The organism is Amycolatopsis balhimycina FH 1894 (assembly GCF_000384295.1).
Lineage (GTDB): Bacteria > Actinomycetota > Actinomycetes > Mycobacteriales > Pseudonocardiaceae > Amycolatopsis > Amycolatopsis balhimycina.
In genome coordinates, this window is sequence record NZ_KB913037.1 from 2,783,676 (window position 1) to 2,808,033 (window position 24,358).

At 71.4% G+C, this 24,358-nt stretch carries 25 protein-coding genes and 2 pseudogenes; 16 read left to right on the forward strand and 11 right to left on the reverse strand.

Translation table 11 applies throughout. From position 1 onward, the window contains the following. Nucleotides 1-86: 86 nt before the first annotated feature. The 3 genes and pseudogenes from A3CE_RS59570 to A3CE_RS0111790 form a co-directional block, all read right to left on the reverse strand. Nucleotides 87-317 (reverse strand): annotated as a pseudogene (locus A3CE_RS59570) (NADP-dependent oxidoreductase); the annotation flags it as partial. Between the two features lie 29 nt (nt 318-346). Further along, nucleotides 347-691 (reverse strand): annotated as a pseudogene (locus A3CE_RS59575) (alcohol dehydrogenase catalytic domain-containing protein); the annotation flags it as partial. Between the two features lie 25 nt (nt 692-716). Beyond that, nucleotides 717-1,289, reverse strand: coding sequence for a nucleotidyltransferase family protein (locus tag A3CE_RS0111790; protein ID WP_020640291.1), 573 nt, complete (start codon nt 1,287-1,289; stop codon nt 717-719). 95 nt (nt 1,290-1,384) lie between these two features. Between A3CE_RS0111790 and A3CE_RS0111795 the strand changes: the two genes are divergently transcribed. From A3CE_RS0111795 to A3CE_RS50885, 3 genes are all read left to right on the forward strand, one after another. Further along, a complete protein-coding gene (locus A3CE_RS0111795) occupies nt 1,385-2,701 on the forward strand; it encodes an HNH endonuclease signature motif containing protein (protein WP_020640292.1) in 1,317 nt (438 codons plus the stop codon). 204 nt (nt 2,702-2,905) lie between these two features. After that, complete coding sequence (locus tag A3CE_RS59580; RefSeq protein ID WP_312024825.1) at nt 2,906-3,052, forward strand: hypothetical protein; 147 nt, start codon at nt 2,906-2,908, stop codon at nt 3,050-3,052. An 11-nt stretch (nt 3,053-3,063) separates the two neighbouring features. Next, on the forward strand, nt 3,064-3,357 hold the full coding sequence (locus A3CE_RS50885; RefSeq protein WP_312024824.1) for a GNAT family N-acetyltransferase: 294 nt from the start codon (nt 3,064-3,066) through the stop codon (nt 3,355-3,357). Here A3CE_RS50885 and lpdA read toward each other — a convergent pair. The 3 genes from lpdA to A3CE_RS0111815 all read right to left on the reverse strand — a co-directional run bounded on the left by lpdA (nt 3,347) and on the right by A3CE_RS0111815 (nt 6,394). Then, on the reverse strand, nt 3,347-4,738 hold the full coding sequence (lpdA, locus tag A3CE_RS0111805) for a dihydrolipoyl dehydrogenase (protein WP_026468391.1): 1,392 nt from the start codon (nt 4,736-4,738) through the stop codon (nt 3,347-3,349). The two genes, A3CE_RS50885 and lpdA, sit on opposite strands and share 11 nt — an antisense overlap. A gap of 395 nt (nt 4,739-5,133) precedes the next feature. After that, on the reverse strand, nt 5,134-5,898 hold the full coding sequence (locus A3CE_RS0111810) for a lysophospholipid acyltransferase family protein (protein ID WP_020640295.1): 765 nt from the start codon (nt 5,896-5,898) through the stop codon (nt 5,134-5,136). A gap of 91 nt (nt 5,899-5,989) precedes the next feature. Further along, nucleotides 5,990-6,394 carry a nitroreductase family deazaflavin-dependent oxidoreductase gene (locus A3CE_RS0111815; RefSeq protein ID WP_020640296.1) on the reverse strand — a complete coding sequence of 135 codons (405 nt, stop codon included), beginning with the start codon at nt 6,392-6,394 and terminating at the stop codon, nt 5,990-5,992. Nucleotides 6,395-6,608: 214 nt separating this feature from the next. On the opposite strand from A3CE_RS0111815, the gene A3CE_RS0111820 reads away from it, so the two are divergent. From A3CE_RS0111820 to A3CE_RS0111865, 10 genes are all read left to right on the forward strand, one after another. Next, entirely contained in the window at nt 6,609-7,649 is a 1,041-nt protein-coding gene (locus tag A3CE_RS0111820) for a LacI family DNA-binding transcriptional regulator (RefSeq protein WP_020640297.1), read from the forward strand. Nucleotides 7,650-7,730: 81 nt separating this feature from the next. Continuing rightward, on the forward strand, nt 7,731-8,864 hold the full coding sequence (locus tag A3CE_RS0111825) for a DUF993 family protein (protein WP_020640298.1): 1,134 nt from the start codon (nt 7,731-7,733) through the stop codon (nt 8,862-8,864). Continuing rightward, on the forward strand, nt 8,864-9,676 hold the full coding sequence (locus A3CE_RS0111830; protein WP_020640299.1) for a sugar phosphate isomerase/epimerase family protein: 813 nt from the start codon (nt 8,864-8,866) through the stop codon (nt 9,674-9,676). Before A3CE_RS0111825 ends, A3CE_RS0111830 begins: the two co-directional genes overlap by 1 nt. A 52-nt stretch (nt 9,677-9,728) precedes the next feature. Beyond that, nucleotides 9,729-10,394 carry an IclR family transcriptional regulator gene (locus tag A3CE_RS0111835; RefSeq protein ID WP_020640300.1) on the forward strand — a complete coding sequence of 222 codons (666 nt, stop codon included), beginning with the start codon at nt 9,729-9,731 and terminating at the stop codon, nt 10,392-10,394. A gap of 46 nt (nt 10,395-10,440) precedes the next feature. After that, on the forward strand, nt 10,441-11,151 hold the full coding sequence (locus A3CE_RS0111840) for a response regulator transcription factor (RefSeq protein WP_020640301.1): 711 nt from the start codon (nt 10,441-10,443) through the stop codon (nt 11,149-11,151). 2 nt (nt 11,152-11,153) lie between these two features. Beyond that, nucleotides 11,154-12,443 carry a sensor histidine kinase gene (locus tag A3CE_RS0111845; protein WP_020640302.1) on the forward strand — a complete coding sequence of 430 codons (1,290 nt, stop codon included), beginning with the start codon at nt 11,154-11,156 and terminating at the stop codon, nt 12,441-12,443. Between the two features lie 180 nt (nt 12,444-12,623). Further along, nucleotides 12,624-14,015, forward strand: a complete 1,392-nt coding sequence (locus A3CE_RS0111850) for an amino acid permease (protein WP_020640303.1) — start codon at nt 12,624-12,626, stop codon at nt 14,013-14,015. Further along, the gene (locus A3CE_RS0111855; RefSeq protein ID WP_020640304.1) at nt 14,012-14,767 is read left to right on the forward strand and encodes a carbon-nitrogen hydrolase family protein; all 756 of its coding nucleotides are present in this window, start codon (nt 14,012-14,014) and stop codon (nt 14,765-14,767) included. Before A3CE_RS0111850 ends, A3CE_RS0111855 begins: the two co-directional genes overlap by 4 nt. Next, complete coding sequence (locus A3CE_RS0111860; RefSeq protein ID WP_020640305.1) at nt 14,764-16,455, forward strand: flavin monoamine oxidase family protein; 1,692 nt, start codon at nt 14,764-14,766, stop codon at nt 16,453-16,455. The genes A3CE_RS0111855 and A3CE_RS0111860 overlap by 4 nt, the downstream gene beginning before the upstream one ends. Nucleotides 16,456-16,535: 80 nt before the next feature. Next, nucleotides 16,536-17,201, forward strand: coding sequence for a TetR/AcrR family transcriptional regulator (locus tag A3CE_RS0111865; RefSeq protein WP_020640306.1), 666 nt, complete (start codon nt 16,536-16,538; stop codon nt 17,199-17,201). 120 nt (nt 17,202-17,321) lie between these two features. On the opposite strand, the gene A3CE_RS0111870 is transcribed toward A3CE_RS0111865, so the two are convergent. Continuing rightward, a complete protein-coding gene (locus tag A3CE_RS0111870; protein WP_026468392.1) occupies nt 17,322-18,053 on the reverse strand; it encodes a TetR/AcrR family transcriptional regulator in 732 nt (243 codons plus the stop codon). Between the two features lie 67 nt (nt 18,054-18,120). On the opposite strand from A3CE_RS0111870, the gene A3CE_RS0111875 reads away from it, so the two are divergent. Both A3CE_RS0111875 and A3CE_RS50890 read left to right on the forward strand, forming a co-directional pair. Continuing rightward, the gene (locus A3CE_RS0111875) at nt 18,121-19,002 is read left to right on the forward strand and encodes an alpha/beta fold hydrolase (protein WP_020640308.1); all 882 of its coding nucleotides are present in this window, start codon (nt 18,121-18,123) and stop codon (nt 19,000-19,002) included. Nucleotides 19,003-19,087: 85 nt separating this feature from the next. Beyond that, entirely contained in the window at nt 19,088-19,489 is a 402-nt protein-coding gene (locus tag A3CE_RS50890) for a hypothetical protein (RefSeq protein ID WP_043790808.1), read from the forward strand. Here A3CE_RS50890 and A3CE_RS0111885 read toward each other — a convergent pair. Next, nucleotides 19,475-20,716 carry a PucR family transcriptional regulator gene (locus tag A3CE_RS0111885; RefSeq protein WP_020640310.1) on the reverse strand — a complete coding sequence of 414 codons (1,242 nt, stop codon included), beginning with the start codon at nt 20,714-20,716 and terminating at the stop codon, nt 19,475-19,477. The genes A3CE_RS50890 and A3CE_RS0111885 overlap by 15 nt on opposite strands. 111 nt (nt 20,717-20,827) lie before the next feature. Here A3CE_RS0111885 and A3CE_RS0111890 point away from each other — a divergent pair, with 111 nt between their 5' ends. Next, entirely contained in the window at nt 20,828-21,673 is an 846-nt protein-coding gene (locus A3CE_RS0111890) for an SGNH/GDSL hydrolase family protein (RefSeq protein WP_020640311.1), read from the forward strand. On the opposite strand, the gene A3CE_RS0111895 is transcribed toward A3CE_RS0111890, so the two are convergent. Genes A3CE_RS0111895 through A3CE_RS0111905 form a run of 3 tightly spaced genes read right to left on the reverse strand, consistent with a single transcriptional unit; the run spans nt 21,663 to nt 24,357 of the window. Next, the gene (locus A3CE_RS0111895; protein WP_020640312.1) at nt 21,663-22,181 is read right to left on the reverse strand and encodes a pyridoxamine 5'-phosphate oxidase family protein; all 519 of its coding nucleotides are present in this window, start codon (nt 22,179-22,181) and stop codon (nt 21,663-21,665) included. The two genes, A3CE_RS0111890 and A3CE_RS0111895, sit on opposite strands and share 11 nt — an antisense overlap. Before the next feature lie 2 nt (nt 22,182-22,183). Then, entirely contained in the window at nt 22,184-23,155 is a 972-nt protein-coding gene (locus tag A3CE_RS0111900) for an LLM class F420-dependent oxidoreductase (RefSeq protein ID WP_020640313.1), read from the reverse strand. An 8-nt stretch (nt 23,156-23,163) separates the two neighbouring features. Next, the gene (locus tag A3CE_RS0111905; RefSeq protein WP_020640314.1) at nt 23,164-24,357 is read right to left on the reverse strand and encodes an acetyl-CoA acetyltransferase; all 1,194 of its coding nucleotides are present in this window, start codon (nt 24,355-24,357) and stop codon (nt 23,164-23,166) included. Nucleotide 24,358: the final 1 nt, after the last annotated feature.

Genomic DNA, 24,358 nt, shown 5'->3' on the forward strand with positions numbered 1-24,358 from the left:
CGAGTGAGATGTCGAGTGCGGGACCACCCCGCGCCGTCGAGCACCACGTCGATCCCCTGCGGTGCGGCAGCCTCGATGCCGGCCTCGAGTCCGACGCCGTAGACAACGGGGGTCGCGCCCAACTCGCGGAGATAGTCCTGGTTCGCTTCGCTCGCGGTACCGACCACCTTGGCGCCCTGGAGTTGCGCGAGCTGAACCGCGGCGGTGCCGACTGACCCGGCGGCGCAGTGGACGAGCAACGTCTCGCCTTCTCGCAGGTGCAGCGTTTCCAGCGCGATCGACGCGATCTGCGTGCCGGCCGTGAACCCGCCGGCCACCTCCCACGCATTTCGGGCGGCTTCGGCGTCACATCGGCAGCCGGGACGACGATGTACTCGGCGGCGGCCTGCACAGCGGTGAAGCCCAGCACGTCGGTACCCACCTCGATGTCCTCGCTGCCTTCGTCGACGACACCGGCGAATTCATTGCCGGGCACCCGCGGCCAGCCCAGCTTCAGCCCCGGCGGCTCCCACCCGGCACGAACGGCGGCGTCGTACGGCTGCACCCCGGCGGCCTTCACCCGCACCCGAACCTGCCCTGGCCCGGCGTGCGGCTCCAGCAGCTCGAGAACGCGGAGTACGTCCGGCCCACCGAACTCGGTGAACGCAGCGGCTTTCATCGGTTCCCTCCAGGTTGTCGCTTGCTCCACCATCCTGGAACTTCCAGCAGACTGGAGGTCAAGACCACGGCCGCACTTTCAGCTGAGGCCACTGGTTTTGCCATCGGGCGGCTTTGCGTTCGTAGACTTCCCGCGGGGCGAGCACCGGGTTCGGCCGAACGACCAACGCGAACAGGTCATCACAACCATGTGGTGCATGGAAGCGCCAGATCCCGTCGCGTTCGATCCGGACGCCCACGCACGAACAGATCGCCGGAAAGGCGTCGATCGCTTGCTCCGTGGTGGCGAAGGGACGGCAGGGGATGCCGAACTTCCCTTCGTACCAGAGGTGCACTCGGGCTTCGTTGCGTACTTCCACTTCGACCGGAAGATCTTCGCACGCGGCGCCGACCATGCGGATCACCCGGTTTTCGGCTTCCCAGCCGAGGTCTTGGGCATCGTGATAGAAGAGGTCGTAGTCCTTGATTCCCCGCGCCGCTTCGCGTCCGGTCAGGACGTTCCAAACGGTCTGCACGACGCACCCGGCGGTGAGGTACCAATGCGGGAGTTCGAGTTTCCTTGCCCGATCGAGCAATTCGGTGAGAACTTCGTTGTGTTCCAACATGTTTCGGAGCCGCTCGAGGTCCGTCATGACTCGACCTTACCGCACATCTTCACTCGATCGAGTGGCCATTTTCGCTGCCTCAGCCCGCTTTTCTGTCGGTGGCCGCCCCTAACGTCGCCGGCATGACCACCACCGAAGCTTCCGTCCAGAACATCACCGACAACGAAGTCCGCAAGGCAGTCGTGCACTACCTCAGGCGCGAAGACCGAGCCTTCCGCCTTCGTTCGAAGCAGATCGATCACCTGACCGACAACGGCATCGTCCGCGTCATGCAGGCGGCCGCGTCCGAAATCGCACGGCTCGAAGCGCTCCAGGTACGCGCCGCGGCCACACTGAGCCGAAGACGCGGGAATCCGCGCAGTACCGAGGCGGAACTCTCCCTGGCCCTCTCCGTCACGACACGTCACGCGGGCGCGATGATCGCGACAGCCGAGGCACTGACCAGTCGCCTGCCCGACACCTTCGGACTCATGGAGCGCGGTCGGCTCGACCTGGGACGCGCGATGAAGGTCACCAACGCGACAGCATGGCTCACCGACGAGGCCGCGCGGGGCGCCGATGCGAGTCTCGCGTTGCACTTGGCGGGCAAGAATGCCACGGAAGTACGGAAAGCAGCGACGTACGCGGCGAAGATGGCGGATCCGGAAGGTGCCGAACGACGAACCCGCGAACGGCGCGCGGCGCGTTGCCTCACATTGATCCATCAGGATTCGGGCGCGGCGACGCTGTCCCTCGACCACGCGCCGGCCGAGAAGGCCGCCGCGGCGTATGCCCGGGTCAACGGGATGGCCAAGGCGCTGAAGACGAGCGACGAGCCCCGCACGCTGGACCAGCTGCGCGCCGACGTCGCCCTGAACCTACTGCTGAGCGCCGAAGTCGGCGGCACTCCCCCGCGTCTGGAGGGATTCCTCTACCTGGACCTGGCCACCTATCTGGGCTTGAACGAGAACCCGGCGGAATTCGCGGGCCACGGGCCTATTTCCGCGGCCCTCGCCCGCGAACTCCTCGGCGGCCCGGACACGATCCTGCGCCGGATCATCACGGACCCGCTGACTGGTCAGGTCCACGATCTCGGCCGTACCCGTTATCGCCCCACGGCGGCGATGGCGGAGTTCGTCCGGGTCCGCGACCGCGAGTGCCGCCGCCCCGGCTGCGCCCGCCCGGCGCAGGCGTGCGAGATCGACCACGTCACCGACTGGCACCACGGCGGCCCCACCAGTACAGCGTCACTGGCCGCGTTCTGCAGCTGCGACCACCACCTGAAGGACGAACCCGGCTGGCACTACGCCCTGGCCGAGGACGGCACCCTGACGATCACCACCCCCGCCGGCCTCGTCCATCGCTCGACCGCGCCGCCACTGCACGCACCGCGCGCACCCGAGAACAGCGCCCGCCCGCTGCCGCGCACCTCGCACCCGCCTCAGAACGACGCGGCTTAGACGATGCAGGCCTGCCCCGCGCTGCCGGGCGCATGTCCGAGTTCCTGGCAACCAAGGCGACTCGACCGCACTTGGGCGGCCAAATCATCCCGCGTGATCCGAAGATCGACGCCACCCTTGCCAACCCCGAGCCTCGCGGAGCGACCCCCGTCATGAGACGACAACGAACCGAAACTGTCGGTACCCCGACGTACGCTCTGCGCCATGGACAAGATCGAAATCTTCCGCGCCGGCCCGGCGCAGGCCGGCGTCCTGACCGCCCTGATGCACGCCTCTCCGGCCTACCAAGGCGAATATGCGTCCATTTGGATGGTTACGCGGTCACACCCGAGTACATCGAAAGCAACCTGACCTTCACCGCCATGAGAGGCGACGAACTCCTCGGTTTCTACACGCTGCTGACAGAGCAACCGGAACTCGACATCCTCTTCGTCGCGGACGACGCGCAGGGCCTCGGCATCGGCGCGCGCCTGATCACGCACATGCTTGCCGAGGCCCGCGAACGCGAGATCGAAAGCGTCCGCGTCGTCTCGCACCCGCCTGCGTTGCCGTTTTACGTCCGCATGGGCGGACGGCGCACCGGCACGATCCCGCCGAAACCCCCGAAGGTCCGCTGGGAGCGGCCGGAGCTCCGCTTCGAGGTCCCTACATGTTGATCATGTGGCCCGCAAGGCCGTGGATCGCTTCCTTCACCGCTTCACCCAGGGTCGGGTGAGCATGAACGTTCCGCGCCACTTCGTGCACCGTCAGATCCCACTGCTGGGCCAGTGTCAGCTCCGGCAGCAGCTCCGTGACGTCCGGCCCGATGAGGTGGCCGCCGATCAGCTCGCCGTATTTCGCGTCGCTGATCAGCTTGACGAAGCCACCCGCGTCGCCGAGGCCTTGGGCCTTGCCGTTGGCCGTAAACGGGAACTTCGCCACCTGGACGTCGAAGCCCTTCTCACGGGCCTGCTCCTCGGTCCAGCCGAAGCTCGCGATCTGGGGCTGGCAGTACGTCGCGCGCGGGATCATCGGGAAGTCGAGTTCCATCGTCTCCGCGCCCGCGATCGTCTCCGCCGCGACCACGCCCATCGACTCGGATGCGTGCGCCAACATCAGCTTCGCCGTCACGTCGCCGATCGCGAAAATATGCGAGACATTCGTGCGGCCTCGGCCATCCACGGCGATCGCCCCTCGATCAGTGAGCGCGACGCCCGTCGTCTCCAGGCCGTAGCCCTCCACCCGCGGCTGGAAGCCGATCGCCTGCAGGACTTTGTCCGCCTCGAGGACCTGCTCACCGTTCTTCTCCGAAGACACAGTGACGCGCACCGATGGGCCCGAGTCGTCGATCGACTCGACGCGGGTCGACGTCAGCACCTTGATGCCGAGCTTGCGGTACCGGCGCGCCAGCTCCGCCGACACTTCGGCGTCCTCCAGCGGCACCATCCGGTCGAGGAACTCGACGATCGTGACGTCGACGCCGTAGTTGTGCAGCACATACGCGAACTCGACGCCGATCGCGCCCGCGCCGGCGATGACGATGCTCGACGGCAGCTCGCTCGAGAGGATCTGCTCTTCGTAGGTCACAACGCGGGAGCTGCGCGATGTCCCGGGCAGCAGCCGTGTGGTCGCGCCCGTCGCGATGATGCAGTGGTCGAACGTCACCTGCGAGCCGTTGACCTCGAGGGTGTGGTCGTCGACGAAGGTGCCGTGCCCGTCGAACTCGGTGATCTTGTTCTTCTTCATGAGGAAGTGCACGCCCTTGACGCGCCCGTCGGCGACCTTGCGGCTCCGCTCGTAGGCGGCCGTGTAGTCGACGCGGATCGGGCTGTCGGACGAGATGCCGAACGCCTTCGCCTCCTGCGTCACCACGTGCGCCAGCTCGGCGTTGCGCAGCAGCGCCTTCGACGGGATGCACCCGACGTTCAGGCAGACGCCGCCCCAGTACTTCTCCTCGACCACCGCGGCGCTCAGCCCCAGCTGGGACGCGCGGATCGCCGCGACGTAGCCGCCCACCCCGGCCCCCAGCACGACGACATCAAAGTGTTGTGCACTCATGAGCCGAAACTACCCCTTTCCCCATCGCCAAGCGGAGTGACGGTGCTCGCTCGACCGCCAAGGTGGCCGCGCAGGACCGCGGTCACCTCCTCGTCACGCGCTCCGGGCAAGAGATGGCCGCCATCCAGCACGCGGATCCGCAGATCTGGCACCACGGAGTCCCGACCGCCGCCGACTCGAAGGGCAGTTCGGTGCTGGGCACTGCCACAGGCTGGCGACGGGCATCGCCAACCGGCGGCCGGGGCACGGACCGCCGGGTCTTGCTCCGCGTCCGTCGTCACCCTCGCTTGGTCGTCCACACCGCCGCGGTCACCGCCGGTAGGAAACTGCTCGTGGGCGCCCCCGGAAGGTCGAGGACGGCAGATGCTCACCGTTTCCGAACGCCGCCCGGCGCCTCAGGCGGCGATCGGCGGCTGCTCCCCGCGGACCGAGGCCAGCAGCGACGTCACCGCCGCCATGATCCGGGCCGTCGCCTCTTCCAGCACCGCGCGAGTCAGCTCCCGGCCGACGAGGTCCGAGAGGTCGACCGGCGGCCCCGCGACGAGGTCCACCGTCTTGCGGGGCACCCCGCGCGGCAGCCACGCCGTGGCCGGCAGCAAGTGGTGGGTCCCCCAGTTGGCCACCGGGATCACCGGGGCCCCGGTCTCCAACGCGGCCCGGACCACACCGGTCTTGCCGCGCATCGGCCAGCCGGCGGGATCGTTCGAGAACGTGCCTTCCGGGAAGATCGCGACGCACTCGCCTGCCCGCACGGCGGCGACCAGGTCCCGGTAGGCCTCAGCCGCCGTCGCCGCGCCACGGTAGACCGGGATGTGCCGTCCGGAACGCATCACCGGGCCCACCACCGGCAGTTTCCAGAGCGAGGCCTTCGCCAGGTAGCGGGGCACCCGGCCGGCGGCGAGACAGAACGCCGTCAGCGTCGTCGGGTCGGCGAACGACAGGTGGTTCGACGCCACCAGCACCCCGCCGGACCGGGGGATGTGCCGCGAACCCCGCACGCGGAAGCGAGTCGTCTGCGCGAGGAACTGCCAGACCACCTCGATCGCGAGGCTGTACCAGGCACCCCGGCCGGCGCGGGCGAAGCGCCGGCCGTAGGCGATCATCTGGCGTCGGGTGAGTAGCTCACCTTCGGTCTCCAGGACGGTCCAGCGGTCGGTCATGAGTGTCATTCGTAGCTCACGACCGGCCGGTTGGGCCCCGGCGCGCGCCGAACGCGGCGCAGATCACAGCAAGAAGTTCACCGTGGGAAGGTCACAGCCGCTCGAGCACCACCACGGGGATTTCGCGGTCGGTCTTCTTCGCGTACTCGTTGTAGTCCGGCCAGACCGCGGCGAGCTTCTCCCACAGCTTGGTGCGCTCCTCACCGGAGGTGGTGCGGGCGCGCGCCTTGAACTTGTCGGCCTTGACCTGCACGCCGACCTCAGGGTGCTCGACGAGGTTGAAGTACCAGCCGGGGTGGCTCGACGCGCCGCCCTTCGAGGCCACGATCACCGGGTTTCCGTCGACTTCCTGGTAGATCAGGGCGAACTTGCGCTCCTGCCCGGTCTTGCGGCCCTTCGTGGTCAGCACCAGCGTCGGGACGCCTTCCTGCCAGTCGTGGCCGACCTCGCCGTCGGTCTCCTCGTAGCGGCGGACGTGCTCGTCACCGAACAGCATGCGTGGTTCCTTTCGCGATCCTCTGATGTGGCCAGCTCACCACTTGACGGTTCCCCTGGACAGGAACACCCACACCGTCGTGGATCTTCCCCGGCCGCTTTTCACTCGATCGGGGTACGTTCGCCGAGTAGCGGTTTCTCCGTCCGCGTTCGACTCCCAGTAGATTGCACCGACCGAGCACACGCGAACGCCCGAGACCGATCTTGGAGGAGCCATGAAGGCCCGGCCGCACGTGACACTGGAAGATGTGGCACGCAGCGCGAACGTCTCGCTCGCGACGGCGTCGCGGGTGCTCAACGGCACCGCGTCCGTCCGCGCCGACCTGCGGGAGCGGGTCTCCGCCGCCGCGGCCGAGCTGGCCTACGCCCCGAACGCCCACGCGCAGGCCCTTGCCGGTGGCACCCACCGCACGGTCGGCGTGATCTGCCACGACGTCAGCGACCCGTACTTCGCCGCGATCGCCGGCGGCGTGATGCGCGTGGCCACCGACAACGGGCTGCTCGTGATGCTCGCCGGCACGTTCCGCGACCCGGATCGCGAGGTCGCCTACGTCTCGACGCTGCGCGCGCAGCGGGCCGCGGCGATCCTGCTGATCGGCTCGGCATTCGAAGACCGGGCGTGGGAGCGGGCGATGGCCGCCGAACTGGAGCCCTACCGCCGCGGCGGCGGTCAGGTCGCGGCGGTCAGCCGCCACCGCGGGCTCAAGATCGATACTGTCCAGCCGGACAACAAGGGCGGTGCCGCGGAACTGGCGAAGGCGCTGGTCGGCCTCGGGCACAAGCGGTTCGCCGTGCTGGCCGGGCCGCGGCGGCTGAGCACCGTGATCGACCGGCTGGCCGGGTTCTCGGGTGAGCTCGCCGCGCACGGTATCGAGCTGCGCGAAGACGACGTCTTCGAGGCCGCGTTCAGCCGCGACGGAGGGTACGAAGCCACGAAGCGGCTGCTCGCCGGCCGCAAGCGCAAGCTGCCTACCTGCCTCTTCGCCGTCACCGACGTGATGGCGATCGGCGCGCTGACGGCGTTGCGGGAGGAAGGCCTGTCCGTACCGGGTGACATCTCCGTGGCCGGCTTCGACGACATCCCGGTGGTCCGCGACCTGGCCCCGGCCCTGACCACCGTGCGGCTGCCGCTGGAGGAACTGGGCGAACGGGCGATGGACCTGGCGATCAAGGGCGCCACGGGCAGCCGGCCGCGGACGGTCCGGCTGTCCGGCGAGGTCGTCCTGCGCGAAAGCACCGCACGCCCCAAGCGCTGACCCGGACGGGCCTTGTCGTGCTCCGGCACAGGCCCTACCGTGGATTTGAGAAAGCGCTTTCTGACTGTCTCGGAGGTCCTGATGCTCGTGCTCCCGGTTCCCGGCGGGGAGCTCCTGAACTGGTCGCCGTCCGGGCCGCCGCTCCCGGAGCCACCGAAGACGCCGCCGGCGTCGCGGATCGTCTACGCCGCCGCGCATGTCGTCGCGGACGCGCTGGCCGACGAGCCCTACGCCGTGGACTGGGACACGACGCTGGCCTTCCGCGAGCATCTCTGGTCGTGCGGGCTGGGCGTCGCGGAGGCGATGGACACCGCGCAGCGCGGCATGGGCCTCGACTGGGCGACGACGCAGGAGCTGGTGACGCGCACCGGTGCCGTCGCCGCCGGGCGGCGCTGGTGCGCTGGGGTCGGCACCGACCAGCTGCCCGCCGGCCCGGCGACCGTCGCCTCCATTGTGGACGCCTGGCGCGAGCAGCTGGACCTGGTCTCCCGCGCGGGCGCGATCCCGGTCGTCATGGCCAGCCGGGCGCTGGCCGCGGCGGCGACCGGTCCCGAGGACTACCACGCGGCGTACGGGAAGCTGCTCTCCGAGGCGAGCGGGCCGGTCCTGCTGCACTGGCTGGGCGAGCAGTTCGACCCGGCGCTGGCCGGCTACTGGGGCCACGACGACGTGCGCGCCGCGGCCCGCGAGCTGGCCGCGCTTTGCGCCGAGCACGCCGGGACGATCGCCGGGGTGAAGGTCTCGGTGCTGGACGCCGAGATCGAGACCGAATTCCGGCGGGCCCTTCCCGGCGGCGTCGCCTGCTACACCGGCGACGACTTCAACTATCCCGAACTCATCGCCGGGGACGACGAAGGCCACAGCGAGGCCCTGCTCGGGATCTTCGACCCGATCGCGCCGGTCGCCGCGGCCGCACTGGCTCGCCTCGACGAAGGCGACCGGGCCGGGTTCGGCGCCCTGCTCGACCCCACCGTGCCGCTGTCCCGCGAGATCTTCCGTGCGCCGACCCGGCACTACAAGACCGGTGTCGTCTTCCTGGCCTACCTCAACGGCCACCAGGAGCACTTCCGGATGATCGCCGGCCAGGAGTCCGCGCGCACGATCACCCACCTCGCGACGTTGCTGCGGCTCGCCGACGAGGCCGGTGTGCTCGCCGACCCCGACCTGGCCGTGGCCCGGATGCGGCCGCTGCTGCAGGCCGCGGGGGTGGCGTGATGGATCCCCGGCTGAGCCTCAACCAGATCACCACCAAGGCCTGGTCGCTGCCCGAAGCGGTGGCCGGCTGCGCGGCGGCGGGCGTCGGCTGGATCGGACTGTGGCGCGACAAGGTGGCCGAAACCGGTGTCGACGAAGCCGCGCGGGTGCTCAAGGAGCACGGTGTGCGGGTTTCGTCTTTGTGCCGTGGTGGGTTCTTCACCGGCGTGACGCCGGAGGGGTCCCCTGTGGACGGTGTGGCCCAGACCCGGGAGGCGATCGACGAGGCCGCCGCGCTCGGCGCCGACGTTCTCGTGCTGGTTGTCGGCGGGATCGCGGGCAACGACCTGGCCGCGTCCCGGCAGCGGGTAGCGGACGCCGTGGGTGAGCTCGCGCCGTACGCCGGGGAGCGCGGGGTGCGGCTCGGTCTGGAGCCGCTGCACCCGATGCAGTGCGCGGACCGCTCGGTGCTGTCCACTGTGGATCAGGCGCTGTCGGTCGCCCGGGAGCACCCCGCCGAGCAGGTCGGCGTGATCGTGGACGAGTTCCACGTCTGGTGGGACCCGCGGATCGAGGAGTCGATCGCCGCGGCCGCCGGCCGGATCGCCGGGTTCCACGTGTGCGACGTGCTGGTGCCGCTGCCCGACCCGCTGCTGGGTCGCGCGCTGCCGGGCGACGGCCCGATCGACCACCGCCACCTGCGTGCCTGCGTCGAGGCCGCGGGCTACACGGGCCCGATCGAGGTCGAGGTGTTCAACGCCGGGCTGTGGGCGCGGCCGGGAGCGGAAGTGCTCGCCGAGACCGTTGCGGCGTTCGAGCGACACGTGGCCTGAGCCCGTCCGTCCGCCGATACGCTGGATCCACCACGCGGACGGGGGTCGCTCGATGCACGCGGAAGACGAGGGAGCGGTCCGCAGCGTGCTGCGCACCTTCGACCTGCTCGCTCTCTTCACGGAACGCACCCGGACCTGGGCGGTGAAGGACCTCACCGCGGCGAGCGGCCTGGCGAAGACGACCCTGTTGCGCCTCGTCGCCACTTGCGAACAACGCGGCCTGCTGTGGACACGCCCGGACGGGCGGATCACCGTCGGGCCCGGGATGCTCCGCTGGGCGCAGCTGGCGAACACGGCGTGGCAGCTGCCCGAGCCGGTCCGGCAGGTGCTGCGCGACCTGGCGCGGGAGTGCCGCGAGACGGTGAACCTCTACGTGCGCAGCACCAGCGTGCTGGTCTGCGTGGCGCAGGAGGAGGGTCCTCAGGCCATCCGGCACGTCGGCCACGTAGGTGACGAGCTGCCGCTCGAGTGCGGGGCCGCCGGGCAGGTCCTGGCCGGCGCGGCCGAAAGCGCCGCGGTCTGCCACGGTGAGCCGGAGGCGGGCGCGTCGAGTGTCGCCGCGCCGGTGCGCGACGGCGACGGCCGGGTACTGGCTGCGCTGGCGATCACGGGTCCCAGCAGCCGGTTCGGGAGCGCCGAAGTCGCTGCGTTCAGCGAAGCCGTCGTTCACGCCTCGCGGCGGATATCGCGGATCGGCCTCGGTACCCGGGCGGAATAGACCACAACGCCCCGGCATCCGACGCATCGTTGGTTAGGCTCCCGGCATGCCGAACCTGCTGGTGGTGGAAGACGACGCGGCGATCGGCAGCGTGCTCGAATCGACCCTGCGACTGCACGGTTACCAGGTGTGCTGGCGACGCGACGGGCGGACCGCCCTGCAGGCCGCCGAAGCGGGCGAGTTCGACTTCGTGCTGCTCGATCTCGGCCTGCCCGACCTGGACGGCGTCGAGGTCTGCCGTCGGCTGCGGGCCGCGTTGCCGTCCGCGGTGCTGGTCATCCTCACCGCTCGGCAGGAGGAGATGGACGTCGTCGTCGGCCTCGACGCCGGGGCCGACGACTACCTCACCAAGCCGATCCGGCTGGGCGAGCTGCTGGCGAGGGTGCGGGCGCACCTGCGCCGCGGCGCACCGGCCGGGGCCCGGCCACCGGTGACCATCGGGGGGCTGATCGTCGACATCGCCGGCCGGCGCGCCACCTTGCACGGGCGCGAGGTCGTGCTGCGCGCGAAGGAGTTCGACCTGCTGGCCCGGCTCGCCGAGCAGCCCGGGGTCGCGGTCAGCCGCGAGACGCTGATGTCCGAGGTCTGGGACGCGCACTGGTACGGCTCGACGAAGACGCTGGACGTGCACATCGCGGCGGTGCGCCGCAAGCTCACGTCGGCGGCCGGGCCCGACGCCGAAGTGCCCCGGATCGCCACCCTGCGCGGGCACGGCTACCGCCTGGAGGACCCCGCCCGGTCCGTGGCCGAAGGGTAGCCGTGCGCCGCCGGATCACCTCGCTGACGGTACTGGCCGCACTCGTCGCCACAGTGCTGTTCGCGCTGCCGCTGGGCATCGCGGTGTGGCGGTACTACCACGACGACGCAAAGGGCGACCTGGAGCGGGCCGCGGACGCCGCCGCGCTCGCCGTGTCGGAAGACCTGACCGCCGGGCGGCGGCCGACCGTGCCCCCGCTCGACGAGGAGGACGACGAAGCCGGGGGCGAGGTCGGGATCTACGCCCCGGGCGGGCGGCTGCTCACCGGGCACGGGCCCGCCGTCGGTGGCCCGGTCGAGCAGCAGGCGGCCAAGGCCACGGTGGACGTCGTCATCGGCCGCGAAGGCGGCGAAATGGTGCTGGCGGTGCCGGTGGTCAGCGGTTCCCGGGTGACTGGCGTGGTCCGCGCCGCGCTGCCGCTGTCTCAGCTACAGCTGCGGATCGTGCTGACTTGGCTCGGCATGGCCGGGCTCGCGGTCGTGACGACCGGGGCCAGCTGGCTGCTGGCCCGCCGGTTCACCACCCGGCTCGTCCGGCCGCTGGAGGAACTCGCCGCCGCGGCCGAGCGGCTCGGCGACGGCGACTTCACCGCCCGGTCTCCCCGCGCGGGAATCGCCGAGATCGACCAGGTCGCCGAGACTCTGGACGCCACGGCGGCGCGGATCGGCGAGACACTGGAGCGCGAGCGGGCGTTCTCCGCGGAGGCGTCGCACCAGCTGCGCACCCCGCTGACCGGGCTGCGGCTGCAGCTCGAAGCCGCGCTGGAAACGCCGGCCGCGGACCCGTACGCGGCGATCCGCGCCGGGATCGCGTCCGCCGACCGGCTGGAACGCACCATCGAGGACCTCCTGGCGCTGGGCCGGGAACGCCGGGCCCCGCGGGCCGAACTCGACCTCGGCGCGCTCCTCGACGAAGTCCGGCAGGCGGGCGAAGCCCTGCTCGCACCGCACGGGCGGGCGCTGCGGATCGTCCGGCAGGACCCGCCGCCGGCGCACGCGGCGGCCGCGGCGGTCCGGCAGGTGCTCGGGGTGCTGCTGGACAACGCGGCGACGCACGGGCAGGGCACCGTCACGGTGGTGGCCCGGGACGCCGGCGACGCGCTCGCCATCGACGTCGCCGACGAAGGCCCCGACCTCGGCGAGGCCGATCCGTTCGCGGCGGCGCTCAGCGGGCACGGGATCGGCCTGCCGCTGGCGCGCAGCCTCGCCGAAGCCGAAGGCGGGCGGTTGCGGCTGAGCCGGCCGGACCCGCCGACGTTCACGCTGGTGCTGCCCGCAGACAGTCCCGCGTGACGAACCGGGCATGAAACGTGTTGGGAGAGGCATCGGCCTGATGCCCCCGGAACACGGGTGATGTGAACGGAACGATTCGCCATGATTCGAAGCTTCTGTGCAATGAATCACCTGTGATTTATCTGTACGCGCAACGTTCTCCTGTTTTGCGCGTCGGAGACGGCGAATACCGTCGTCGGCATGAATCTGCGAGCCGCGGCGGTGCGGCGGAAACCGGTCGCCGATCTGGTCGCCGAAGGTGATCATGGCACGCTGAGGCGATCGCTCGGTCTCGGGCAGCTCACCATGCTGAGCATCGGCGCGACGCTGGGCAGCGGGATCTTCGTCGTGCTCGGCGAAGCCGTCCCGGTGGCCGGACCGGCGGTCGTGCTCTCGTTCGTGCTCGCCGGGATCACCGCGTTGTTCTCGGCGCTGTCCTACGCCGAGCTCGCCGGCATGATCCCGCTGTCCGGTTCGTCGTACTCCTACGCCTATGCGACGCTCGGCGAGCTGGTCGCCTGGGTGTGCGGCTGGTGCCTGATCCTCGAATACGGCGTCTCGGTGGCGTCGGTGGCCGTCGGCTGGGGTCAGTACCTCAACGAACTGCTGCGGCTGGCCTTCGGGTTCGCGATCCCGGACGCGCTGAGCCGGCCGCCGGGCTCGGGCGGGGTCGTCGACGTGCCCGCCATCCTCGTCGTCGTTCTCGCGATGGTCCTGCTGCTCTCCGGCGCGAAGGAGAGCGCGCGGGCCAACGCGGTCATGGTCGTGGTCAAGATCGGGACACTGGTGCTGTTCTGCGTGATCGCCTTCAGCGCGGTGCAGGCGAAGAACTTCACGCCGTTCCTGCCGCTCGGGCTCGCCGGGATGAGCGCGGGCGGCGCCAAGCTGTTCTTCTCCTACATCGGGTTCGACGCGGCGTCGACCGCCGGCGAGGAGGCGAAGAACCCGCAGCGCGATCTGCCGCGCGCGATCCTGCTCTCCCTCGGCATCGTCACCGTGCTGTACTGCCTGGTCGCCGTGGCCGCCGTCGGCGCGCTGCCGTGGCAGGAGTTCGACGGCCAGGAGGCGGCGCTGTCGCACGTGCTGGACGTCGTGTCGGACAACCCGTTCTGGGCCGGGCTGCTCGCCGTCGGCGCGATCGTGGCGATCTCCAGCGTCGTGCTGACCGTCCTGTACGGGCAGACCCGCATCCTGTTCGCGATGTCGCGCGACGGCCTGGTGCCGGCGTCTCTGTCCAAAGTGGAGGCCAAGTCGGGTTCGCCGCGGATCAACACCCTCGTGGTCTCGGGCTTCGTCGCCGTCCTGGCCGCGGTCATCCCCCTGGGGAAGCTCGCGGACGCCACCAGCATCGGGACGCTGTTCGCGTTCGGGCTGGTCAACATCGCCGTCCTGGTGCTCCGGCGGCGCCAGCCCGACCGGCCGCGCTCGTTCCGCGTGCCGCTCTCGCCGGTCACGCCGGTTCTGGGCGTGCTGTGCTGCGGGTACATGATGCTCAGCCTCGACAGCGCCACCTGGGTGGTCTTCGGCGCCTGGATGGCGGTCGGCCTGCTGATCTACTTCGGCTACGGCGTCCGGAAGTCGAGGCTGGCATGAGGGTCGCCATCCACCAAGGGCCGCTCGACGAGGTGCCCCGCACGGTCGCCGAAACCGGCGCCGATCTGGTCGTCACCGCGGAGATGAGCACCACCGGCTACCACATCGGGGCCCGCACGCACGAACTCGCCGAACCGGCCGACGGCCCCACCGCCGCCCGGCTGTCCGCGCTGGCGAAGGAAACCGGCGTCGCCCTGGCGTACGGCTACCCGGAGACCGACGGCGAGCACGTCTACAACAGCGTCCAGCTCATCGACGCCGGCGGGCGGCGGCTGGCGAACTATCGCAAGACGCACCTGTTCGGCGCCCTCGACAAAGCCTGGTTCACCCCCGGTGACGAGGCGGTGGTGCAGGCCGACGTCGGCGGGGTCCGGGTCGGCCTGCTGATCTGTTACGACGTCGAATTCCCGGAGCTCGTCCGCGCGCACGCGCTCGCCGGCACCGAGCTGCTGGTCGTGCCGACCGCGCTGATGAGCCCGTACGAGCTGGTCGCCGACACGCTCGTGCCCGCGCGGGCCTACGAAAGCCAGCTGTTCGTCGCCTACGCCAACCGCTGCGACACCGAGCGGGAACTCGTCTACTGCGGGCGGTCCTGCGTCGTGGCCCCCACCGGCGAGGTGCTCGCCCGCGCCGGTGCCGGGCCCGAAGTGATCGCCGCCGACGTCACCCGCGACGCGCTCGTCGCTTCGCGGGCGGAAAACACCCACCTGGCCGATCGACGGCCCGACCTGTACCGGGGAATCACCGCATGACCGCCGCCGTCCCGACCGCGATCCACCACGACGAACCGGCGGGCCGCCCGATCACGATGTTCGGCCCGGACTTCCCGTTCGCCTACGACGACTACCTCGCCCACCCCGCCGGGCTGGGGTCGGTGCCCGCCGGCCGGCACGGCACCGAAGTGGCGGTGATCGGTGGTGGCCTCTCCGGCATCGTCACCGCGTACGAGCTGATGAAGCTCGGCCTGCGGCCGGTGGTGTACGAGATCGGCGAGGTCGGCGGCCGGCTGCGCACGGTGCGGTTCCCCGGCTGCCCGGACGACTTCGTCGCCGAAATGGGCGCCATGCGCTTCCCGCCCGCGTCGACCGCGCTGTACCACTACATCGACAAGGTAGGGCTCGAGACCACGCCGTTCCCGAACCCGCTGGCGCCCGGGACGCCGAGCACCGTCGTGGACCTGAAGGGGCAAAGCCACTACGCGCGGACGCCGGAAGACCTGCCCGCCGTCTTCGGCGAAGTCGCCGCGGCCTGGGACCGGACGCTAACCGAGCAGGCCTCCTTCGCCGAGATGCAGACGGCGATCCGCGACCGCGACGCGAAGACGATCAAGCGGCTGTGGGACGAGCTCGTCCCACAGCTGGACAACCAGACGTTCTACGGCTTCCTCTGCGACTCCCCCGCGTTCGCCTCCTTCCGCCACCGCGAGATCTTCGGCCAGGTCGGCTTCGGCACGGGCGGCTGGGACACCGACTTCCCGAACTCCATCCTCGAGATCCTGCGCGTGGTCTACACGGGCGCCGACGACGAGCACCGCAGCATCGTCGGCGGCAGCGGGCAGCTGCCACGGCGGCTGTGGGACCACGCTCCGGACGAAATCGTTTTCTGGCCGGCGGGCACGAGCCTGAGCACGCTGCACGGCGGACGGCCGCACCCCGGCGTCGCGCGGCTGCACCGGACCGCGCCCGGCAACATCACCGTGACCGACGTCGACGGCCACATCAGGACGTTCCCCGCCGCCGTGTTCACCGCGCAGAGCTGGATGCTGCTTTCGCAGATCGAATGCGACGAAGCGTTGTTCCCGATCGACCACTGGACGGCGATCGAGCGCACGCACTACATGGCGTCGTCGAAGGTGTTCGTGCCGGTCGACCGGCCGTTCTGGCTGGACCGCGACCCGGCGACCGGCCGCGACACGATGAGCATGACGCTCACCGACCGGATGCCGCGCGGCACCTACCTGCTCGGCGACGACCCCGCGAAGCCCGCGGTCATCTGCCTGTCCTACACGTGGGCCGACGACTCGCTGAAGTGGCTGCCGCTGCCGGTGAGCGAGCGCGTCGAGGTGATGCTGCAGTCGCTGCGGGAGATCTACCCCGGCGTCGACGTCCGGCGGCACATCATCGGCGACCCGGTGACCGTGTCGTGGGAGGCGGAACCGCACTTCATGGGCGCGTTCAAGGCCAACCTGCCCGGGCACTACCGCTACCAGCACCGGCTGTTCACGCACTTCGTGCAGGACGAGCTCCCGGCGCGCTACCGCGGGCTCTTCCTGGCGGGTGACGACATCTCGTGGACGGCGGGCTGGGCCGAGGGCGCGGTCCAGACCGCGCTCAACGCCGTTTGGGGCGTGCTGCACCATTTCGGCGGCGAGACCGATCCGGCGAATCCCGGCCCGGGTGACGGCTTCGCGGACATCGCGCCGATCACTCTCCCGGACTGACCGTGCCCCGATCGTGGCACCACTTCCGACATAGTGCTGAATGAGCTGCCCGGCCCAACCGGCCATGCGACGATGGGACGATGAACACCGAGCCGGCGCCGAGATGGCGAAGACTGGAACCGGACGAGCGAAGGGAACAGATCTACGCTTGCGCGGCGCGGCTGTTCGGTGAACGCCCCTATTCCGAAGTGTCCACTTCGGACATCGCCGCGGCGGCGGGTGTCGCGCGCGGGCTGATCAACCACTACTTCGGCACGAAACGCGAGCTGTACCTCGAGATCATCCGCCGGGCGCTGACCGTGCCGCGGCTGGCCGTCGAAATCCTCCCGGACGGGCCCCTGGACCTGCGGGCCGACGTCGCCATCGAGTGGTTCCTGGACATGGTCACCAGCCAGGAGCGGATGTGGCTGGCCGCGATCGCGCCCGAAGGGATCGGCCGGGACCTCGAGGTGGAGCGCATCCTCGAAGAAGCCGACCGCGAATCCGCCGACCGCGTGCTGGAAGCCGTCGGGCTGTCCCGGGAGAGCGACCACGGGCCCGAGCTCAACGCGCTCGTGCGCGCGTTCGGCGGAATGGTGAAGTCGGCCGGCCGGGAATGGCTCGTGCGCCGGTCGTTGACGCGCGCCCAGGTACACCTGTTGCTGGCGAAGTCGCTGGTGACGCTGGTCGGCGAAATCTTCCCGGCCATCCAGGCGCAGCCGCCGCGCGGCGAACCGCCGGCGCCAAGGCACGGCGGTCTCGAATAAACCCCCGAACAGACCGAAGCCCCCGGCGCCACGAGGGGGAGGAGGGCGCCGGGAGCTCCGGGTCGATGGCAGACCACCGACCTACCCCCCACCGTACGCGGTACCACTGTCAAGTCACTGTCAGCTCAGCTCGTCCGATTCGCGAAGTTCGCCCAGCCGGTGCGCGAGCCCGTCGAGACACCGCCGGACGGCATAGTCGTAGAGCTGCGCGTAATAGCCCGACGCGAGTTCGGGGTCACCCATCAGGTCGTGCATCGCCGCGCCCAGTTCGGCCATGCCGGGCAGGTCGGCCCGCTCCCGGTAGGTCGCGTACGTCTCCGTGTTGTCGATCCGCAGCGCGAGCGCGCCGTCGCGGTCGTCTTCCATCGCCACGAACTGGCAAGCGGTCATCAGCAGCAGGTTGTACGCCAGCACGCTTTCGCGGCCGAATCCCGCCTTCAGCAGGACGCCGACGCCCGCGTCGATGCTGCGGGTGGCCGCTTGGACGGACGGGCCGAACAGCGCGAGCCGGCGCGCGCAGCCCGGGTAGGTCCGCAGCAGCTCCCGCAGCCCGGCCAGCAGTTCGGTGAACCACTCCTGCCACGGCAGCCGTTCGTCGGGCAGCTCCAGGAGGCCGACCACCCGGTCGACGACGGCGTTCACCACCGCGTCCCGGTCGCCGACGTGGTGGTAGATCACCGCCGGGTACGCCTCGACCGCGCGGGCGAGCTCCCGCAGCGTCCAGTTGTCGAGGCCACGTCGGCCGGTCAGGTCCGTGGCGGCGCCGATGATGCAGTCGGCCGTCAGTGCCGGCAATCCCGCCGCGGCCCGCGACCGGGGGCGCTGTCCCGTGCCCGAAGATGAGGTCGGCATGGGGCGTAACGGTAACCGCACCGGCCGTGCCGGTGCCAGCACCGCGCGAGTACGGCAGGATCGGGGTATGGCACGTGCACAGGCCAACGGTCTCGAGCTCGAATACGACACCTTCGGCGATCCGGCGAACCCGGCACTGGTCCTGGTGATGGGCCTCGGCGCCCAGATGATCACCTGGGAGGACGGCTTCTGCGAACTGCTCGCCGGCCACGGGTTCTTCGTGGTGCGCTACGACAACCGGGACGTCGGGCTCTCCACCTGGCTCGACCACCTGCCCGCGCCGGACCTGCCCGCGATCGCCGCCGGCGACCTGACGACCGCGCCGTACCGGCTTTCGGACCTGGCCGACGACGCGATCGGGCTGTTCGACGCGCTCGGCATCGGATGCGCGCACGTAGTGGGCGCGTCGATGGGCGGGATGATCGTGCAGCAGCTGGCCATCGACCACCCGGACCGGCTGCTGAGCCTCACGTCGATCATGTCGACCACCGGCGACCCGGCGGTCGGCCGGGCCGAGCCGTGGGCGCTGGCGCTGCTGTCGCGGCCGCCGGCGAACACCCGCGAACAGGCCATCGCCGACAGCGTCGAGGGCTACCGGCGGCTCGGCTCCCCCGGCTACCCCGACGCCGAAGCGTTCCTGCTGGCCAAGGCGGCACTGCACTACGACCGCGCACGCCACCCGGTGGGCACGCTGCGCCACGCCGCGGCGGTGATGGCCTCCGGCGACCGCACCGCGGGACTGCGGTCGGTGCGGTTGCCGGCGCTGGTCGTGCACGGCGACGCCGACCCGCTGATCGACGTCAGCGGTGGCAAGGCGACGGCGGAGGCGATCCCGGACGCGGAGCTGGTCGTCGTCCCGGGCATGGGGCACAACCTGCCGCGCGCGGTCTGGCCGGAGCTCGCCGACGCGATCGGCCGCGTGACCGCCCGGAGTAAACAAGCGGAGTAAACAAGACGTAAAGATCCGGGCGGCTCCGCGTAGGAAATGTGTCCTGGATCATGGCCTTCGACGCCGTCGAAACTGCACTGGGAACATGACAGCTGGGTTCGGGTTCCCGTTCGGATGTGTGGCCGCGATCGCGGCGGTGATCGTGGCGGACCTGGCCGGCGCGACGGGTCATCCGTGGTACGCGCTGGTCACGCTGGGCGCGGTCGTACTGGCGGCCGCCTTCGAAACGTCCTTCGGCGCTGCGGCGGGGATCGCGGTGGTCGCCTGGGCGCTGCACACCGGGTTCGTGCTCGGCCGCTTCGGTGAGCTCGCCTTCGGCCACGCCTCGGCGGTGGCCGCGATCGTGTTGACGGCCGCCTTGGCGGCGGGAACGCTCACCGGGCTGGTCGCCCGCACGCCGTGGCCGGTTCGGGTGCCCGCGCCCCGCCGACCCGTGGAAGTGCGAGCCCTCGACCTCTCGCGGTCCCGCCAGTCAAGCCCGGCGTGACGCCGAAGCCCGCCGGGCGGCGAGGGCCGCGATGACGCGGGGCAGGCCCGCCGGGTGGAGCGGGTCGACGCCGGTCAGGTCGCGGACCCGGCGGAGGCGGTAGTCGACCGTGTTCGGGTGGACGTGCAGCCGCGTCGCCGTTCGGCGGCGATTCGCGTCCAGGACCAGGTACGTCTCCAGGGTCTCGACGAGTTCGGGGTGCGCGTCGAGCGGGCCGAGCACCGCCGCGAGCCGATCGCGGGCCGCGCCAGGGCGGGTCAGCTGGTACTCGACCAGGACGTCGTCGAGGCGGTAGAGGCCTGGTTCGCGGCCGAACCAGCGGAGCACGTCCAGGACGTCCGCGGTCTGCGTGGCGACCTCGCGGACCTGCTCCGGCGCCGCGGTGTCCGCCGCGGCGAGCACGGCGACGCCCGCCGCGTGGCCGGCCGTGTGCAGCAGTTGCCGCCATTCGGCGACGTCGGCGAGCCGCCCCGCCAGCGGCAGGAGGACGAGCCCGCCGGGGCCGTCCAGCGACGCGAGCACGCCGTCGCCGCAGCACCGTTCGAACGCCGCGAGGAAGCGGCGGAGCTTGCGGCGGACGGCGATCTCGGCGTCCACACCCGGGGACTCCTCGTCGGCGTGCGGGCCGAGCTCGACGCTCAGGACGAGGTACCGCGCCGGCAGGGCGATCCCGGCGCTGCGGGCGACGACGTCCACCGGGCCGCCGTCGACGAGCACCGAAAGCAGCGTCCGGCGCGCGGTGTGCTCCTGGCCGACCTTCGTGCGCAGCTCCTCCAGGTAGCCGCGAGTCACCGCGCCGGTGACGGTGCCGGCGAACGCGAGCACCCGGTCCGCCACTTCCAGGAGGTCGGCCACGTCCGCGTGGCCCGCTTCGGCGGAGCCGACGGAGAAGATCTCCCGCGCGCCGACGTGGTAGGCAGTCAGCACAGCCTCCAGCGGGAAACCCTCCTCCGCGCGCCGGACCGCGGACGCGCCGATCTGCCGCAGCTCGGCGGCGTTGAGCTCGCGGTCCTCGCGCAGGCTCCGCGCGAACGCCCGCACCGCCTGACGGGTGATGCCCGCGATGTCGCCGGCCAGCTCCTCCACCGGCAGCCGCCGGTAGTCCGCGACCTCGGCCTGGATGCGCGTGAGGACCCGTGAGACGAGCTCGGGCTCCTCCCGGCTGAGCCGCTCGTGCACGCGCTGGCCGCCGAGGGCCAGGTCCCCGCCGTGCTTGTGCTCCGTCACAACCGATCCCCCCGTTCTCTGCCCGGATTCCCAGTCAATCCGGCCACGCTGCGTGCCGATGGTGTCACGGAAGCCAATCATCGGCACAACGTCAAGGAGGACGGCGTGCGAATGAGAACGACGGCGTTGATCGCGATCATGGTCACCGCGCTGGCGAGCGCGACGGCGGGCACGGCGACGGCGGGCACCGGCGGCGAGTACGTGGCGCTGGGCGATTCGGCGGCCGCCGGGCCGCTGATCCCGCCACCGGACCTCTCCTCTCCCGGCTGCCTCCGGTCGCTGCTCGACTACCCGCACGTCGCCGCGAAGGACCTCGGCGTGCCGCTCGAAGACGTCACGTGCTCCGGTGCGACGACCGCGGACATGACCGCACCGCAGCAGACGTCGTCCGGCCCGGTGCCGCCGCAGCTGGACGCGCTGAGCACCTCGACCCGGATCGTGACGTTGACGATCGGCGGCAACGACGTCGGCCTGGTCGGCGCGGCGACGAGCTGCATCAACCTGCTGCCGGGCATCATCGGGGACTGCGTCGACCGGTTCACCGCCGGCGGCCACGACCAGCTCGCCGAGAAGATCGCCGCGTTCGAGCCGGTGTGGGGCGAGCTGCTGGAGGCGATCCACGCGCACGCGCCGAACGCCGCCGTCTACCTCGCCGGGTACGGGACGTACCTGCCGCACAACGGGTGCTGGCCGATCGCGCCGCTCACCCCGCGCGACGCGAACTACATCCAGGGCAGCATCGACAAGACCAACGCGGCCCTGGCCCGCCAAGCCGCCGCGCACGATGCCCGTTACGTCGACGTGCGGACGGCCTCGATCGGGCACGACGTCTGCAAGCGGCCGGGCGTGAAGTGGTTCGAGAGCGTGATCCCGACGTCGATCGCGGCACCGCTGCACCCGAACGCCGACGGCATGGTCGCCATCGGCGGGCTGGTCGCCTCGTCGATCAGCGGCTGAAGTCCCAGCGGGTGGCGCCGTGGGGCTCGGCGGTGGCGACGCCGATGGCCCGGTGCAGCGTGAGCCGGTACAGGTGCCAGGGCGACGGCCCGGCGCTCGCGGCCATGAACGAGGCCGTGAACCCCTCGTCCACGACCGCCGCGGGCCAGCCGCCCTCGCGGTAGACGGCCGCCACCCGCTCCAGGGTCGTGGCGTCGGTGAGGCGGCCGGCCTCGCCTTCCATCGTGAGGTCGAGGCCGCGCAGCCGCACCGACACGGTGCACGCCGGGTTCGCCGCCAGGTTGCGGGCCCGGCGCGTGCCCGGCCCGCTCACGAAGTACAGGGCGTCGTCGACCCAGATGGCTCCGACGCCCGCGGCGTGCGGCCGCCCGTCGGGGCGGACGGTCCCGACGAAGAACGTCAGGTCCTCGTGCGGGGTCTGGGTGGCGAGGAGGTCGCGCGCCCTGCTCCACGGCAGTTCCGCGAGGCCGGACCGGTCGAGGTTCTTGGTTTCGCTGGCTTCAGTCATGCCTACGCGTCGAACGGGACGACGGCGGATCGACACGCGGCGAGAGTTTTCGCGCCGCCGGGGTCGTCGTCGCTCGTCGCCGGGACGATCGCCAGCTCGTCGACGCCCGCCGCGGCGTACTCGGCGGCCTTCGCGGCGATGTCGGCGCGGGACCCGAGCAGCCCGACCGCGGCGATGGCCTCCACCGGCACCGCGGCCAGGAGCTCGCGCGGGTGCGGGCGGGTGCGGGCGAAGTCGACGAGAGCGCCGAACCCTTCGGCGCGGAACATGTCGGCGTAGCCGGGCGCGGCGAGGTAGCCGACCACGCCGCGGCGAAGCTGTTCGACCTCGGCCCGGCCCGGGTCGGCGGCGCCGACGACCCACGCGGCCACCGGCGGCGGGGTGGTGCCGGCGCGCTGGGCGGCTTCGCGCAGTCCGCGGACCAGCGTCGCCGCGGCCGCGGGACTGACCAGGTTGACGACCATCCGGTCGGCGTGCCGCGCGGCGACGTCGAGGGCGCGCGGGCCGAAGGCGGCGATCGTCAAGGGCGACTTCGGGGCGGCCAGCCGCAACCGGTACCCCCGCGAGCCGACGACCTTGCCGTCCACAGTGGACTTCTCGCCGCCGAGGAGCTGCCGGACCGCGGTCGCGGACTCCGCCAGCGCCGTGGCCGCCCGGTCCCGCGAACGGCCGTGCCAGGCACGCACCACCACGTCGCTGGACGTGCCGAGCGCGACACCGGTCTCGCGGCCGGTCAGCGCCGCCACCGACGCGACGCCCATGGCGATCGTCGCCGGGTCCCGCACGGTCACCGCGAGCGGGCCGAAGGTGAGGGAAATCCGCGAAGTGGCCGCACCGATCGCCGTGCCGAGCGCGAAGGCGTCCCACGTCGCCATCTCGCCGATCCACAGCTCCGGGTACCCGGCGGCCTCGGCGGCGCGGGCGGTTTCCAGTGCTTCCACCGGCAGGCGGTCCTGCCAAAGTCCCAGCGACACCGAAAGCCTCATGCGGCGGCCTGCACGATCATGGTGACCACGGTGGTGAACGAGCCGCCGACGTTTACCGTCAACGCCGTCCGCGCGCCCCCGACCTGCGTCTCGCCCGAGACGCCCGTGACCTGCCGGGCCGCGTCGCACAGCATGCGGACGCCGGTCGCGCCGACCGGGTGGCCGAGGCCGATCAGTCCGCCACCCGGGTTGATCCCCGCCGCGTCGAGGCCGCCTCCGGCGATGAACCGGCCGCCGTCGCCGGGCGGTGCCGCGCCGAGGTGCTCCAGCGCGACCAGGCCGGTGATGGTGAAGCAGTCGTGCAGTTCGACGACGTCGAGTGCGTCGGGGCCGGGCACGCTCGCGCGCCGGTAGGCATCGACGACGGCGCCGCGCAGGTGCGGGAACAGGTACTCGCCGCCGGCCGCGACCTTTTCGGCGAGGCCGATGTGCGCGGTGCGGTGCCCGAAGCCCGCGATGCGCGGGAACCCGCCGCCGAGCCGTTCGGCGAACGCGGGCGAGGCCAGCAGGACCGCCGCGGCGCCGTCGGTGATCCGGCCGCAGTCCTGCTTGCGCAGGCGGCCTTCGATGACGGGGTTGAGTTCGTCGTCGAGCCCGAACGCGCCGGCTGGAAACCGCCAGTCGCGGGCCTGGGCCAGCGGATTCAGCGTCGCCTGGGCGAAGGCGTGTTCGGCGAACAGCCCGAGGTGCGCCGGGTCGAGACCGTACCGCTCGTCGTAGACGGAAGCGACGTCCGCGAACAGCGCGGGCCAGGGGAACTTCGCGGCGACGGCCTCGTGCCCGGCCCACGCGGCGGACCCGAGGTGCTCGGCGGCCCGCTGCCCGTCGACGTTGCGCATCAGCTCGACGCCGACGACCAGCGCCAGGTCGTACCGGCCGGCTTCGAGGTCCGCGCACGCGGCGAGCACCGCGGTGCTGCCGGATGCGCACGCGGCTTCGTGCCGGGTGCTGGGCACGCCGTCGAGCTCCGGCACCGCGGCCACCAGCAGCCCGCCGAGCTGGGCCTGGCCGGTGAAGAGCTCCGCCGCGAGGTTGCCGACGTGGGCGACTTCGACGTCGTCCGCGCTCACGCCGGCGTCGGCCAGCGCGGCGGGCACGACCTCGGCGAACAGCTCGAGGATCCCGCGCCCTTCCTTCGTAAAGTTGCGCGCGAAGTCGGTCTGCGCCCCGCCCAGCACGAACACCGTCATG